Annotated in this window: 12 protein-coding genes and 1 pseudogene; 10 read left to right on the top strand and 3 right to left on the bottom strand. The window is 61.3% G+C overall.

Going from position 1 to position 12,502, the window contains the following annotated elements; translation table 11 throughout:
• Positions 1–9: 9 nt before the first annotated feature.
• Positions 10–1,656, bottom strand: coding sequence for a serine hydrolase domain-containing protein (locus GOY17_RS02440; protein ID WP_198173785.1), 1,647 nt, complete (start codon positions 1,654–1,656; stop codon positions 10–12).
• Between the two features lie 471 nt (positions 1,657–2,127).
• Between GOY17_RS02440 and GOY17_RS02445 the strand changes: the two genes are divergently transcribed.
• The 6 genes from GOY17_RS02445 to GOY17_RS02470 all read left to right on the top strand — a co-directional run bounded on the left by GOY17_RS02445 (position 2,128) and on the right by GOY17_RS02470 (position 7,810).
• Positions 2,128–2,451, top strand: coding sequence for a hypothetical protein (locus GOY17_RS02445; RefSeq protein WP_157029173.1), 324 nt, complete (start codon positions 2,128–2,130; stop codon positions 2,449–2,451).
• A 903-nt stretch (positions 2,452–3,354) separates the two neighbouring features.
• On the top strand, positions 3,355–3,840 hold the full coding sequence (locus tag GOY17_RS02450; protein ID WP_198173786.1) for a YidH family protein: 486 nt from the start codon (positions 3,355–3,357) through the stop codon (positions 3,838–3,840).
• Between the two features lie 42 nt (positions 3,841–3,882).
• Positions 3,883–4,509: a MarC family protein gene (locus GOY17_RS02455; protein WP_198173787.1), complete on the top strand. Its 627-nt coding sequence runs from the start codon at positions 3,883–3,885 to the stop codon at positions 4,507–4,509.
• Positions 4,510–4,594: 85 nt separating this feature from the next.
• Positions 4,595–6,163: an arylsulfatase gene (locus tag GOY17_RS02460; protein ID WP_157029178.1), complete on the top strand. Its 1,569-nt coding sequence runs from the start codon at positions 4,595–4,597 to the stop codon at positions 6,161–6,163.
• Between the two features lie 128 nt (positions 6,164–6,291).
• Complete coding sequence (locus tag GOY17_RS02465) at positions 6,292–7,188, top strand: porin family protein (protein WP_157029180.1); 897 nt, start codon at positions 6,292–6,294, stop codon at positions 7,186–7,188.
• Between the two features lie 208 nt (positions 7,189–7,396).
• Positions 7,397–7,810 (top strand): hypothetical protein, encoded by a 414-nt coding sequence (locus GOY17_RS02470; RefSeq protein WP_157029182.1) that lies wholly within the window; start codon positions 7,397–7,399, stop codon positions 7,808–7,810.
• 76 nt (positions 7,811–7,886) lie between these two features.
• Here the strand turns inward: GOY17_RS02470 and GOY17_RS02475 are convergent, their stop codons facing one another.
• On the bottom strand, positions 7,887–8,570 hold the full coding sequence (locus tag GOY17_RS02475) for a hypothetical protein (protein WP_157029183.1): 684 nt from the start codon (positions 8,568–8,570) through the stop codon (positions 7,887–7,889).
• 254 nt (positions 8,571–8,824) lie between these two features.
• Here GOY17_RS02475 and GOY17_RS02480 point away from each other — a divergent pair, with 254 nt between their 5' ends.
• From GOY17_RS02480 to GOY17_RS02495, 4 genes and pseudogenes are all read left to right on the top strand, one after another.
• On the top strand, positions 8,825–9,277 hold the full coding sequence (locus GOY17_RS02480; RefSeq protein ID WP_157029184.1) for a hypothetical protein: 453 nt from the start codon (positions 8,825–8,827) through the stop codon (positions 9,275–9,277).
• A gap of 106 nt (positions 9,278–9,383) precedes the next feature.
• Positions 9,384–10,397, top strand: a pseudogene (locus GOY17_RS02485) (IS110 family RNA-guided transposase); the annotation flags it as partial.
• Between the two features lie 428 nt (positions 10,398–10,825).
• Entirely contained in the window at positions 10,826–11,272 is a 447-nt protein-coding gene (gene msrB, locus GOY17_RS02490; protein WP_157029186.1) for a peptide-methionine (R)-S-oxide reductase MsrB, read from the top strand.
• Positions 11,273–11,564: 292 nt separating this feature from the next.
• Complete coding sequence (locus GOY17_RS02495) at positions 11,565–11,780, top strand: hypothetical protein (protein WP_157029187.1); 216 nt, start codon at positions 11,565–11,567, stop codon at positions 11,778–11,780.
• Positions 11,781–12,136: 356 nt separating this feature from the next.
• Here the strand turns inward: GOY17_RS02495 and GOY17_RS02500 are convergent, their stop codons facing one another.
• Entirely contained in the window at positions 12,137–12,460 is a 324-nt protein-coding gene (locus GOY17_RS02500; RefSeq protein WP_157029189.1) for a hypothetical protein, read from the bottom strand.
• Between the last annotated feature and the right edge of the window lie 42 nt (positions 12,461–12,502).

The raw sequence follows: 12,502 nt of genomic DNA on the forward strand, positions 1-12,502 counted from the left end.
GGTCGCGCATCAGGGCGTAGCCTTTAGTCGGTCAAACGAGATGCGGCCGACCCGCTGCATGGCGAAGGTGAAGCCTGCCACCTTGCCCGATGCATCACGTGAGAAGTGGATGATGGAATCCCCCGGCCCGACGAAGGCGTCGGGGGCGATAGGCGCGAACGGAATTGGTGGGACGCGCCGCCCCGTGTATGCCAGCTTGCCGTCCTGCACTACCACTGTCGCTTCGGCGTCGATGGCGTGGCTCGTGTATTTGCCGGCGTACTCGCTCAACGCCGCCGGCGTCAGAGACGGCGCCTTCACCGGAACCATCTCGACGACGAAGTCGTCTACCAACAGAGTTGCGGTGCGCGGCGTACTGCCATCAAAGCCAAATGCCAGGCGACTTGGCGTGTCGCCTATCTGATAGCGATCTTTGCCCACTGCAGTCAGGCGCCCGTTTGTGAAGCGACCGTCAGAGAACCAAATGCCATTGTCCTTAGCGGACACTGTGCCGACCGCGCCTTCCTCGAGATTGGCATAGGTGCCGATGACGCTGGGAACTGGGCCTGCTGCACGGCCTGTATCGGCGGTGACCGGTAACAGGCGGTCGGCCAGATAGATGTCGGCAACCTTTCGGCCGATACCTTCGACGTCCGCGTCGGATCGATTGCACAGGGTGATGACCGCAAAACCGTCCTCAGGGAAACGGAGCTGGTTCGCAATGAAGCCTGCCCACGCACCAGTCGACACCGCAATCGGCCGACCACGATACATGTCCATCGCGACCGAACGTGCCGCTTTGATCTGCGTGCCATCGTTGAGTTTGCCGCGCGTTTGCAGCGCCGCCGTGAGCTCTGCACCGCCGACCGTTCCGACATGCAGGCCTGCTGCCCAGCGCAGCATGTCATCGGCCGTACTCATTACCGAGCTGTCGCCGTACATCTCCCAGTTGCTCGACACGAGCGCGTAGCCGCCCTTGTCGTCCGGGGAGTACGACGACGCACGCCCAGGGATGACGGCCGTGCGACTTTCGAGGTAGCGGGTGCGCTCCATGCCCAGCGGTTTGAAGATGCGTTCGCGCGCGAACTCGGGGAGTGTTTTGCCGCTCACCGATTCCACGGCGCGGCCGAGCAGGAAGTAGCCGGTGTTGCTGTACTCGTAACGGGTACCAGGTGGTGCCGTTAGGGAGGTGCGGCGTGCCAGCAAGCGCATGACGTCGTCTGCTCCGGCGACGTCCTCCATTCCGACGCCGCCAAACACGAGCTCCGGCGTGTAATCGCCCGCGCCACCCGTGTGGTGAAGCAGATGCCGCAGGGTTACCGGCTGGAACACCTCGGGGAGCCCAGAAACGTGCTTGCGGATGCTGTCGTCCACCGACAGCTTGCCGTCCTGTTCCAGCAGCAGCACGCTCATTGCGGTGAATGGCTTGGCCAGCGAGGCGACGTCAAAGACCGTCCGCGCAGGATCGATCGGGACGCCCAGCTCCAGGCTGGCCAGTCCATAGCCGCGGCTGTAGGCCGGCTTGCCCTCCTGCATGACACCCACGGCACAGCCGGGGGTGAGTGGCTTGGCGTAATCTGCGAACAGCGCGTCAACTTGCTTCGTCCGGTCGTCCTGGGCAGACACGGCAACTGGCAGCAGCGCGAGCAGTAGCGCAGAAGCGCGGACGCAATCCATGGCGGATCTCCGGCCGGCCGTGCCGGCCCCATCCGGATGAACGCCTTGATCGCGCCCGCCCGGCCAGCCACGGGTCCTGCTGCAACGGGTACGAGCGACCATGACGACAGAGATTGGCATGGCCGAGGCAGGCTGGCCCGGAAGAGAGTCCGCCCATTGCCATGGTGATGGCGAACGAGCCCATGCGTGCGCGATCGCCAAGACAAGACGTTTCACCTACGGTTTCGTGCGCGCACCGGGCGGTGCTCGGCGAATGCGCGAGCCCAAGAAGTGCCCGAATCGATCGCGGACCGCGACGCGTCTATTGGCCGATAGCCGTCTTCGCCCGCGGCGGCCAAAGGACGGCGGTGCTACTGTCCGCTTTCGACCCAAAGCGGCCATTCGCCGTCACTGTTCGGGGTCACTCGCTGAGGCCGGCCGGTGTGCTGGACGTATATCGGGACCGACAGGTCCGTCTAATGGGGGTCCTGCATGTCTAGTTTCCGCTGGATCAACAAGCAAGGGGTCGAGAGCGCCGATGGTTTTGTGGTCCAGCGGAGCGGGCGCTTCACCGAAGAGTACCGTGAGAACGACCGATCGATCACGATCGACGTAGAGAGTGGACTAAGCGGTGGGCGACACGTGGTGAGTTATCGCCGCAGATCTTTTGATGCTTGGAGTTCCGATCTGTTGGAGCGGCAGCGTGTCATCGACAACTATCGCGCAGCGCTTCGATTCATGGGATCGGTCCCGATGAGTGCTAAGCGGCCGAACTCATTCAAGCTCTCTCGCGGCTCAGCTTGTTTCTGGCATTGACGAACGTCCGCTTCTGGCCGATAGCGGTCGTTCCGCCCGCCGGGGTCGCCATTGCGATGCTAATGTCCGCTTTCGATCCAAGTCGGACGTGGCAACTGTCGCGTTCAGGTCGGTTGACGCGTGGATCCTACTCGCGAGGTCGTTTGCGCCCGCGATCCCAAGAAGCGGTACGGAGATCCGAAGACCGAAACCCTGTCGCCGTCAGACCCTACCGACACTGGCCTGCGGGGCAGCATTGACGGGCTACTTGTCACTCTATCGCTAAGTTCTGTGGCTTCAAATGCCAACTATTGGAGCTGATACATGACACAGCCAGACGTAAATCGCCTAAATCGCATCCGACAGCTCTTGTTCGAAGAGGGCGTGTCTCGGCTGATCTTTGAGCACGCGCGCAACTTAGTCGTCGCGATGCTAGTGCTCGCAGCGGGCCTGGAGGCGATCGAACACGACCCCCGCCAGATTGGCCCCCTATACTTTCGTTCGACCGGCTATGTTGTGGCTGCAGTAGGTGTCGCGCTGGCGCTTCTCAATCTGGCAGATGGCATGCACCGCTTATCTAATGCGAAGCTGCCGCGTCTGTGGCACACGCTCTTGATAGTCACATACGCAGTTCTCTTCTGGCGAGTGGCGCATCTGATCCTACTCTTCAGGTAGGTGCCGCCGCACGGCATGTTCCACCGGTGAATTGCTCATAGCCCGTAGGCGTCACGATCGGCCGGTTCTCGGTGTGGATTGGCACCCTTTTTGCTCGCGTAAGACTTCACACGTTCTGAACCTTTCCGAGCGGATGCTCGCCGCCATTGGCGCCAAAGTGCGTGGCAGCTTGCACGGCTGACGTTGGCTTCTCGCGCTAACGCCCGTCCGTGTCGGGCACGAGGTGCGGTCTCCACAAGGTTGATGCCCATGGTTCACGAACCTTCGAGTCCACCGGCACTCCCTCAAGAAATCGCGACTCAGATAGAGGGTCGGCCGGACGCGGCCGCCTCATCAACGCTGTTGTCGGTCTATCGGACGCGCCTTTCTGTCTACCGTACCAGCGTGTCAAAGCTGCGTTCGCATCTCTCCAACGAACGTACGCACCTGAGCTATTTGCGCACAACCGTATCGCTGGTCGGTTTCGGCATCACCTTGAACCGGTTCAGCATGTATCTGATGCAGGAGAAGCGAACGCCGCACCTGACCCCTATGTTGCGCGACTCGGGGAACGCGGGCCTGGGGATGGTCGTGCTCGGCTTGGCATTGCTGCTGTGGTCGATCTATCGATACTGGAGAGTTGGCGAAGATATAGAGCAGGGGCAGTACGTCGCGCGCCGGAAGGGAACGCTGATCGCAAGTGTCGGGTTGTTACTCCTTGGCGGCCTGACCGCCCTATGGCTTTTCATCCACTAGGGCTAAGGGGCGCGCGCCATGCTGCAGGGAAACGCCAGCGCAATGGACGCCTACCTGCTGACGCCAGCCAACCTCATCGTGCTCTTCTTCATGGTGTTCGGCCCCGCCAAACTGCTGGTGCCCTTCCACTTGGCTACACGGGAGATGGACACACGCAGTTTGCGGGCCACTGCAATCAAAGTCACAGCGATCAGCTCCATCACCTTGACAATTGCCGGCTTGGCCGGCGGAACGATGATGGAGCAGTGGCGGATTTCTGTCCCCGTGATGCAGCTTGCAGGCGGGCTCATACTCCTACTTGTCGCACTTAGGCTGGTGATGGCTCAGTACGGAGAGCAACTCCCGCCGCCGGCAGTGAGCGGAGGCTCGGGCGTCATGCGTCTGATATTTCCCGGAATCATAACCCCGTATGGGATCGCCGCGCTCATCGCTCTGATGACTCTGAGCGGGGGCGTCCAGCGCTCGGCGATCGTGCTGGGCGCGATGCTGATCGTCATGGCTCTCAACCTTCTAAGCACGCTGTTCGTCAGACCGATCTTGCATCGCGTCGGACCAATGCCATTGCACATCCTTGCCGCGATCCTTGCCGTCCAGCAAGTCGCGATTGCACTTCAGGTCATCGTGATGGCCGCCGGTGAAATTCACAGGGCTGGACCTTGGGTTTCGTGACACGAAGCCGACAGTACGTGGATTCGAAAGAGAGTGACACCTGATTGACGCGGCCGTGGCCGCGCGATGAATGAAGGAGCGGTCCATGGCAACAGCTAACGACAGCAAGCAGCCGAACATTCTGGTCATCTGGGGCGATGACATCGGCATGTGGAATGTGGGTGCTTATACCCACGGACTAATGGGGCACACGCCCAACATCGACAGCATCGCCAAGGATGGCATGTTGTTCACCGACCACTATGGACAGCCGAGCTGCACTGCCGGACGGGCGGCGTTCATCATGGGCCAGATGCCGGTGCGTACCGGCATGACGACCATAGGCATTCCCGGTTCAACCCGTGGTATCCAGAAGGTCGACCCGACACTGGCCGAGGTCCTCAAATCCGTTGGCTACGCGACCGCCCAGTTCGGCAAGAACCACCTCGGCGATCGCAATGAGTTCCTGCCCACCATGCACGGCTTCGACGAATGGTTTGGCAACCTCTATCACCTCAATGCGGAAGAGGAGCCGGAGGAGCTCGACTATCCGGGCCAGAAGAACCCGGACTACAAGAAGAAGTTCGGCCCACGCGGCGTGTTGCACACCTGGGCTACCGACGAGGACGATGGTGCAGAAGACCCCAAATTCGGACGGGTCGGCAAGCAGAAGATTGAGGACACCGGTCCGCTGACACGCAAGCGCATGGAGACGTTCGACGGCGAGGTTGTGGCCGAGACGCTCAGGTGGATGGACCGCGTCGGCAAGGGCGACAAGCCCTTCTTCTGCTGGTTCAACACCACGGCTATTCACATCCACTCGCATTCGCCGAAGAAATACATCCAGATGGCGGTAGACGAGGGGCGCGCGGAGGAGGACGTAGTCCGTGCCAAGATGCTCGAACACGACGAGCACGTCGGCCAACTGCTGGACAAGCTCAAGGAGCTTGGCATCGACGACAACACGATCGTCATGTACAGCACCGACAACGGCAACGAGCTACTGCTTTGGCCTGATGGGGGCTATGCGCCGTTCCGCGGCGAGAAGGGCACGACCTGGGAAGGCGGGGTGCGAGTCCCATGTTTGATCAAGTGGCCAGGCAAGATCGCCCCCGGTAGCGTTTCGAACGAGATGCAGAGTCACGAGGACATGTACGTCACGTTGGCAGCGGCCGCCGGGCTTCCGGATCTCAAAGATAAGCTCCTGTCCGGCCACACAATGAACGGCACGCAGTACAAGGTGCACCTGGACGGTTACAACAACCTCGACCACTGGACGGGAAAGTCAAAGAAGTCCGCACGTCGCGAGTTCTTCTATTACGACGAGACCGACCTCATGGCGATCCGCGTCGACAACTGGAAGATGCACATCGGCGTGAAGCGCGAAGGCAGCTGGTTCGACGAGAAGTACTACCCCAGCGTCCCGTACCTGTTCAACCTCCGGATGGATCCGATGGAGAAGATGGACCCACAGTCGCACGAATGGGGCTACATCGGCCGGAAGTTCTTTGCGGCCAAGCTATGGGCTCCGACGGCAGCGGGCCCTTTCCTGGCGGCGCACCTGCAAAGCTTGATGGAATTCCCGCCGTCCCAAGGCGCCGACACACTCAGCATGAAGAAGGCGTTGGAACAAGCGCAGCGGAAGATGGAAATGCCGCATGGAAGCAGCAACTGACTTCAGCGTGGCGCTGGAGCGCTGGGCCATATGGTTTGTCACAAGATCGCACTTGGCGCGTGGAGAACTCATCTGCCGTGAAGATCCACGCGCCTGCGCTTTGTCATCCGCATAGCGGGAGAAGCTTTATGTCGGCACGGATCGCGTCGCTAACGGTGTCTGCTCGGGCAAGCGTCGCGCTCATGCTAGCCATCCTCCCGGTGCATTCGGCGACCGCGCAGGCCTCGGATCGTGATTCTGGATGGCACTTCAATCTCGCGCCCTACGTGTGGCTGCCTACGGTCAACGCGAACTTGCAGTTCAGTGCCCCAAGTCGACCGATCATCGGAGGAGGTGGTGGTGCGTCCGGGGACCGGCTCGTGAGGATCTCTAACGAGATTGGACCCAATGACTACCTGTCGGACCTCAACATGGCGCTGATGGTGGCTGCGACGGCGGAGAAGGACCGGTGGTCCATCAATGCGGACCTGATGTACCTCAGCTTGTCATCGGAAAACAGCACGATCGGCAGCGTCGAGCGCTCCCCGCAGCGGATACCCATCGGACTGCAAGCGAGTCTCGGGACCGAAACGGATCTGAAGGCGGGCGTGCTGACCGTGTCGGGTGGCTACGAAGTGCTCGACAGCGAGCGCGCGGCAGCTTCAGTGATCTTCGGCGCCCGGTATCTCCAGCTTGATGCCGACCTGGATTGGAACCTGCAGATCGACATCACCGGGACCGACTTCGTGCTTGATCGGCGTGGCCGCACTTCTCGGGATGCCGACCTTCTGGATGCGTTGATCGGATTCAAGGGAAGAGTGTGGCTGGGCGACTCGCAGGGCTGGTACGTTCCGTACTACGTCGACGTAGGTGCTGGCTCGTCCAAGACGACATGGCAAGCGATGGCCGGGGTCGGATACAAGTTGGAGCATTCCGATTTGCTATTCGTCTACCGTCACTTGGACTACGACAATGACGACAACGACGCCCTGCTTCAAGATCTGAGTCTGAGCGGCCCCGCCTTCGGTTGGTCATTCCGCTTCTGACTCGAGCGCGTGCGCCATAGCCGGCGACAGTCCCTGAGAACGGCAGCGTCTGGATGAAGTCGCCTGTTCAAGCCACTTTTGCCTTACCGCGCGCAAGGTTCGTGACTTATGTCCGCTCCTGGCCGATAGCGGACATTCCGCTGCGCGGCCCGGTGACGGCGATGCTAATGTCCGCTTTCGACCCAAAGCCGACATGAGGGGAAGGCGAATGCGGGTAAAACGATTTGTGATCCTGCTGGCGGCTTGTCTGCCGATGATCGGCACGGCAGCCACGATTGAAAAGCCGATCTACGGGAAGTTCGGCGGGATCCCGCTCGACGAAAGCCCAATCATTTCCCACATGCTGTTCGGCACGCTGCCAGACGGCAGTCCGACACCTGCCAGGATCGACGAGCACACGGTTCGCGTCGTTCTGTCGAATGTTCTGGGGACTGGCCTGTTCGGCGTGGAGGATGTTGATTGCAGCAAGGGGACGAAGCTGACCGTTGGCATTGGAGAGTGGGGAAACATCGGGCCCTCTCCGGTGGTGGAGAAACCATTCAAGCTGCGGAAGATGCACCCGAAAGCCGTTGAAACGTATCGCGAAGCTTGCTCGGTAGCGGGCGTCTCGCCCGACTGGTGATGATGGGAGCCCGCTGATTTCGGCCGTGCTAATGCCCGCTTTCGCCCGAAGCGGAAGTGATCAACTCACAGCTGGCTCACCGAGGCATGTGCGCCTTCATCTTTTGCAGCATGTCTACCCGGTTTTCCTCATCCGATACGGCCCATTGCTGCTGCGGGATCGTGATGTCCCCCCGCTCACGCGACCGGCCTTCCTTGGCGGCCAGACCGCTCCGGATCGCCTGCATCCCGTGCAGGGCCATCCAGCGTCGATCGTAGGCGGGCGGGTTGGCGCGGTCCCAATTCACGGCGCGATTCATCTGTGTCCACACGACGTCCATATGCTGGGGCGCATAGTCTGAGAAGCCCTTGTTGAATGCCTGCACCAGCTCCAGCAGACCAGTCTTTGCCGTTTCATCCAGCAGGATGGAACTGTCGTTAACCGCGCGAACCCGTGCAAGGACATACCAGTAGGTAGCTTCTTCCGGCTGGTCGTCCGCGTAGAGAGCCTTGGAGATCTCGAAGAGAACCGGGGGGGCATAGTGGTTGGGACGCGCGATGGCCTGTTGCAGGGCCTTGTCGCGAACGCCTTCATCCGAGGACCTTAACAGTTGCAGCATGCCCTTCGTGGCCTGCGTGTTGATCTCCGCGAACTCGTCCTGCGATTCCACATACACGATCTTTCCAAGCGGTTGCCGCGATGGAGGCTCCTCCCCATACGCGTTGATGCTTATTGCCAGCAGCAGCGCGATTCCGACGACACAACCTCGATCCATTCCCATGCCCCGTCCCTGCCGTGTGTTCCCGCGGATCAGGCCGCATGCCGGGCAAAATTTCAAGTGGTCGAGAGGAAGGAGGCCGCGTCGCAATGAGCTTTCAGAATGACAGCAGAATCCGCTTCTGGCCCATAGCGGACATCCAGGCAGGACGGACGCGACGGCGGCTGCTAATGTCCGCCTTCGACCCATAGTGGTCGTTGCGCCAGGGGACGATTGTAGGCGCGGCGTTCAGACCAATCTTCGAAGCAAGCTCCGTCATGACTCAGGCATTCGCACCCGGCGACATATTTGGCGTACCGCTTCCTGACGGTTCGATGGGCGTCGGCCAGGTACTGAGCCTGGAACCCGACGCTCTGAACTCCGTAGGCTGCGTGTTCCTGGCCGCAATCATCGACGCCGGAGTCCTGTCGGGCGCGCCCGATCCCATCGCTGCGCTGTTGATCACTCCGGATTTGCTGAAGAGCGGCGCATGGCCCGTCAAAGCAAGCGCGCCTGTTGTGCTGCCGCGCGAGGAGTGGCCATACGAGGCGTATCGCGCATTGCACTGGGTTGGTGTGAAAGTCACTGGATCCAGCAATGCCCAGGCGCTCTTGGCGGCGTACCACTGCCTCGCGCCTTGGGACGGCTGGCATGACCCGACCTATCTGGACTCCTTGCTGCTGGCGGGCGTCAGCCGGCCGCATGGAGTGCTGTTGAGCCGGGCTGGCTGATGTCCGCTATTGGCCGATAGCAATGGGATGGACTCCTCCTCACCAGCGCACTCATCGAGTGCCAGACTGAGTTTGCGAGCACAGTCGCGGCTTGGAGGAGTCCACCATGAACGAGCTTATTCGCATCGGCGTCGACTTGGCGAAAAACGTATTCCAGGTGCATGGCGTGGATCGCCGCGAACGCCCCGCCTGGTGCAAGCGGCTGCCGCGTGAGCGCTGGTTGCGGGCCGTGGCGGAAACAGCACCGCCTGGCTGCGAGATCGGCATGGAGAGTTGCGGCGGCGCTCATCACTGGGCGCGGCAACTGCAGGCACGCGGTTTCCGCGTGAAGCTGATCGCTCCGCAGTTCGTGAAGCCTTATGTGAAAAGCAACAAGAACGACGCCAACGACGCCGAAGCGATCTGTGAGGCGATGAGCCGACCTTGCATGCGCTTCGTATCGGTGAAGTCGGTGGAGCAACAGGATATCCAGTCTGCACATCGCATCCGCGCAGGGCTGGTCGAACAGCGCACGGCGAAGGCGAACCAGATCCGCGGCCTGGTGGCCGAGTACGGGTTGGTGGCGCCGAAGGAACTGTTGTCGCTGCGCCGGGCGATTCCGCGCTGGCTGGAGGATGCCGATAACGGGCTTAGCGATCGCTTCCGACATCTGCTCGACGGGCTGTGGCGAGATATTCGTGCTCTGGATGACCGGGTCGCCGAACTGGATGCGGACATCGGGGCCATCGCCCAAAGCGATCCGGATGCAGTGCGGCTGCAACAGTTGCGCGGCGTCGGTCCGATGATCGCAACGGCCTTGCTGGCCGCAGTGGGTGATGCCCGGCAGTTTGCCAATGGCAGGCAGCTTTCCGCGTCGCTGGGCCTGACACCCCGCCAGCATAGTTCGGGCGGGAAGGAGCGCCTGCTGGGCATCAGCAAACGCGGTGATGCCTACCTGCGCTCGTTGTTGGTCCATGGCGCGCGGGCCATGCTGCGAACGGCCAAGGGCAAAGAAGACCGACTTAGCCGATGGATCTGCCGACTGGCTGAGCGCTCGCATCCGAATGTGGCCTGTGTAGCCCTGGCCAACAAGACTGCACGCATGGCCTGGGCCATGCTGCGCAACGGCACCGACTATCAACCGGACCCGCCGCCTGATACCTGGGAGCCCCAACGACTGCGAACAACCTGCAGATGGCAAACCGGTCGGACCGGCGCCGGCAAACCCCTGAATGTCCTGGTGCGTAAGCACGTGATAGCGATTGGGAGCCGGCGCGCGAATAGCCCATCAAGGCCCAGCATCGAAGCGATGCAGCAGTCCGAGGCCGGATATACGTGCGCAGTCGACTCGGGCGCCGGATGCAGGATGCTTGCAGCAGAGGGGGAGTCCATATACGGACATTCGCTCCGATGGATGGAGTTGAAGCCACTCGTCGATGAACACCGAGATGCACCACGCCTGGCGCAGCATTCAGCGCCGTGACTTCGTCCGAATCCCGGGGCTCCACATATTGATCTATTGCTCCACCGCCCTCATTTCCGTTCCACGTTGCTAGACTGGAGCCCCCCATGGCCGAGTATCGCAAGACCCCTGAAGGCGTTAATAAGCTGACCCGCGAGCAATACCTCGTGACCCAGGAAGGTGCGACAGAGCGTCCCGGAACCGGGGCCTTGCTGCAGGAGAAGCGACCTGGAATCTACGTCGACATCGTGTCTGGCGAACCATTGTTCGCTTCGTCGGCGAAGTATGAGTCAGGCTGCGGCTGGCCCAGCTTCACCAAGCCCATCCAGTCCGACACGGTCCGCGAAGTTGACGATACGTCGCACGGCATGTCGCGCACGGAGGTGCGTTCGGCGCACGCCGATAGCCACCTGGGCCACGTATTCAACGACGGCCCCCGCGATCAGGGCGGTCTGCGCTACTGCATCAATTCTGCCTCTTTGCGCTTCGTTCCATTGGAGGAAATGGAAGCTGCCGGCTACGGGGCGCTGATCGACCAAGTCGAACTGCGCTGAGATCACCAGTACGTACAGCCGGTTTGCGTTGCCCAGCAATTCAAGTCCAGGTACTTGTAACCGGAGCCTTCGAGACGGGTGCAAGGTATGGCCACCTTGGCAGTGCCAAACATCAGCTCAACGCAACCTCGATCGAGAAGTTTCAAGGCACATGCGACGCTTCGAACGGTTCGTGAGAACCGGTCACTGCGTTGCTCTGTGGCTCAAATCGTGAATGTCCGCTTTTGGCCGACAGCGAACGAAATCCGGCCGCGGCATGCGAGCATGGGCCAATCGATTGAAAGGCCACACCATGTCCGACGACGAATCCATGCTGGAGCTCTTCGGGGCGCTCACCAACTGTCTGTCCCGTGCGATCGCCCAGATGACGCTTCGCCAGCTAGATGTGTACGAGGCGGAGGTCGTCGAGATGCTTCGCTCGCGTGATGATGAGTCCCCAGCTGCCAATGCGTTCCGGTCGGTAATCCGAGACATTGCGAGCCGCCGAGCACACCACTTTCTCCAGTAGGTGCCAACAGCGTCCGGGGAATATCGGCCATGCGTATCAAACCCCAAGCGGAAAAGGCGTCGTGCGTAAATGACTTCTTGGATTTGGCGCGTCTCCGGCAAGGCATGAGGTCGGACAGGGAGCTCGCGGACGCTCTTCAGGTCGGATCGCCCGCGGTGTCGAACTGGCGCCACGGAACGAAGGGCCTGAGTCCAATGACCTGCATGAAGCTTGCGGAACTTGCGGAGCTGCCCCTCGGGCTAGTCCTCGGCACGATCTGCGAGTCGAACGCACCAAACGAAGAGGAAGCGGCGGTTTGGCGCAAGCTCGCAGAGGAATCCGTCGCCGCCAAAGCAGCAGTCGCGGCACTTCGTCAATCAACCCGGCAAAACCGGAATTGATGGACCGGCACGCGAGGGCGCTATTTCTAATACCCAGCGCCCCTTCTCGTCTTCGCGCCAGCGGCCGGACCGGATGCTGTATCCCGCGGCGTCCTCGATGTCGACGAAGCGCCCTGATCTCTCGGGACCGGCGGGCGGTCCGTCGAGCACGATTCGCATCACTCGCTGCTCCGGAACCCATGCCCACAAGAAGGCTTCCCACAGCCGGTACTTCTCATCGTCTGCTAGCTGGCTGTACTCGCGCGTACGCAGAAACGCGGCGAACGCTTCCCGGGCTCTCGGATCGTCTTGCGCTTTCATCGGCCAATCCCTGTTTGGCCAAGGCAACTTAGCTGCTGGTCA

This window comes from Lysobacter soli, from assembly GCF_009755585.1.
Taxonomy (GTDB): Bacteria; Pseudomonadota; Gammaproteobacteria; order Xanthomonadales; family Xanthomonadaceae; genus Lysobacter_J; species Lysobacter_J soli.

Coding starts and splice junctions, on each gene's coding strand:
- GOY17_RS02465 (WP_157029180.1), top strand. CDS start 6,292: ATGTCGGCACGGATCGCGTCGCTAACGGTGTCTGCTCGGGCAAGCGTC.
- GOY17_RS02480 (WP_157029184.1), top strand. CDS start 8,825: ATGACTCAGGCATTCGCACCCGGCGACATATTTGGCGTACCGCTTCCT.
- GOY17_RS02440 (WP_198173785.1), bottom strand. CDS start 1,656: ATGGATTGCGTCCGCGCTTCTGCGCTACTGCTCGCGCTGCTGCCAGTT.
- GOY17_RS02500 (WP_157029189.1), bottom strand. CDS start 12,460: ATGAAAGCGCAAGACGATCCGAGAGCCCGGGAAGCGTTCGCCGCGTTT.
- GOY17_RS02460 (WP_157029178.1), top strand. CDS start 4,595: ATGGCAACAGCTAACGACAGCAAGCAGCCGAACATTCTGGTCATCTGG.
- msrB (WP_157029186.1), top strand. CDS start 10,826: ATGGCCGAGTATCGCAAGACCCCTGAAGGCGTTAATAAGCTGACCCGC.
- GOY17_RS02495 (WP_157029187.1), top strand. CDS start 11,565: ATGTCCGACGACGAATCCATGCTGGAGCTCTTCGGGGCGCTCACCAAC.
- GOY17_RS02455 (WP_198173787.1), top strand. CDS start 3,883: ATGGACGCCTACCTGCTGACGCCAGCCAACCTCATCGTGCTCTTCTTC.
- GOY17_RS02450 (WP_198173786.1), top strand. CDS start 3,355: ATGGTTCACGAACCTTCGAGTCCACCGGCACTCCCTCAAGAAATCGCG.
- GOY17_RS02470 (WP_157029182.1), top strand. CDS start 7,397: ATGCGGGTAAAACGATTTGTGATCCTGCTGGCGGCTTGTCTGCCGATG.
- GOY17_RS02445 (WP_157029173.1), top strand. CDS start 2,128: ATGTCTAGTTTCCGCTGGATCAACAAGCAAGGGGTCGAGAGCGCCGAT.
- GOY17_RS02475 (WP_157029183.1), bottom strand. CDS start 8,570: ATGGGAATGGATCGAGGTTGTGTCGTCGGAATCGCGCTGCTGCTGGCA.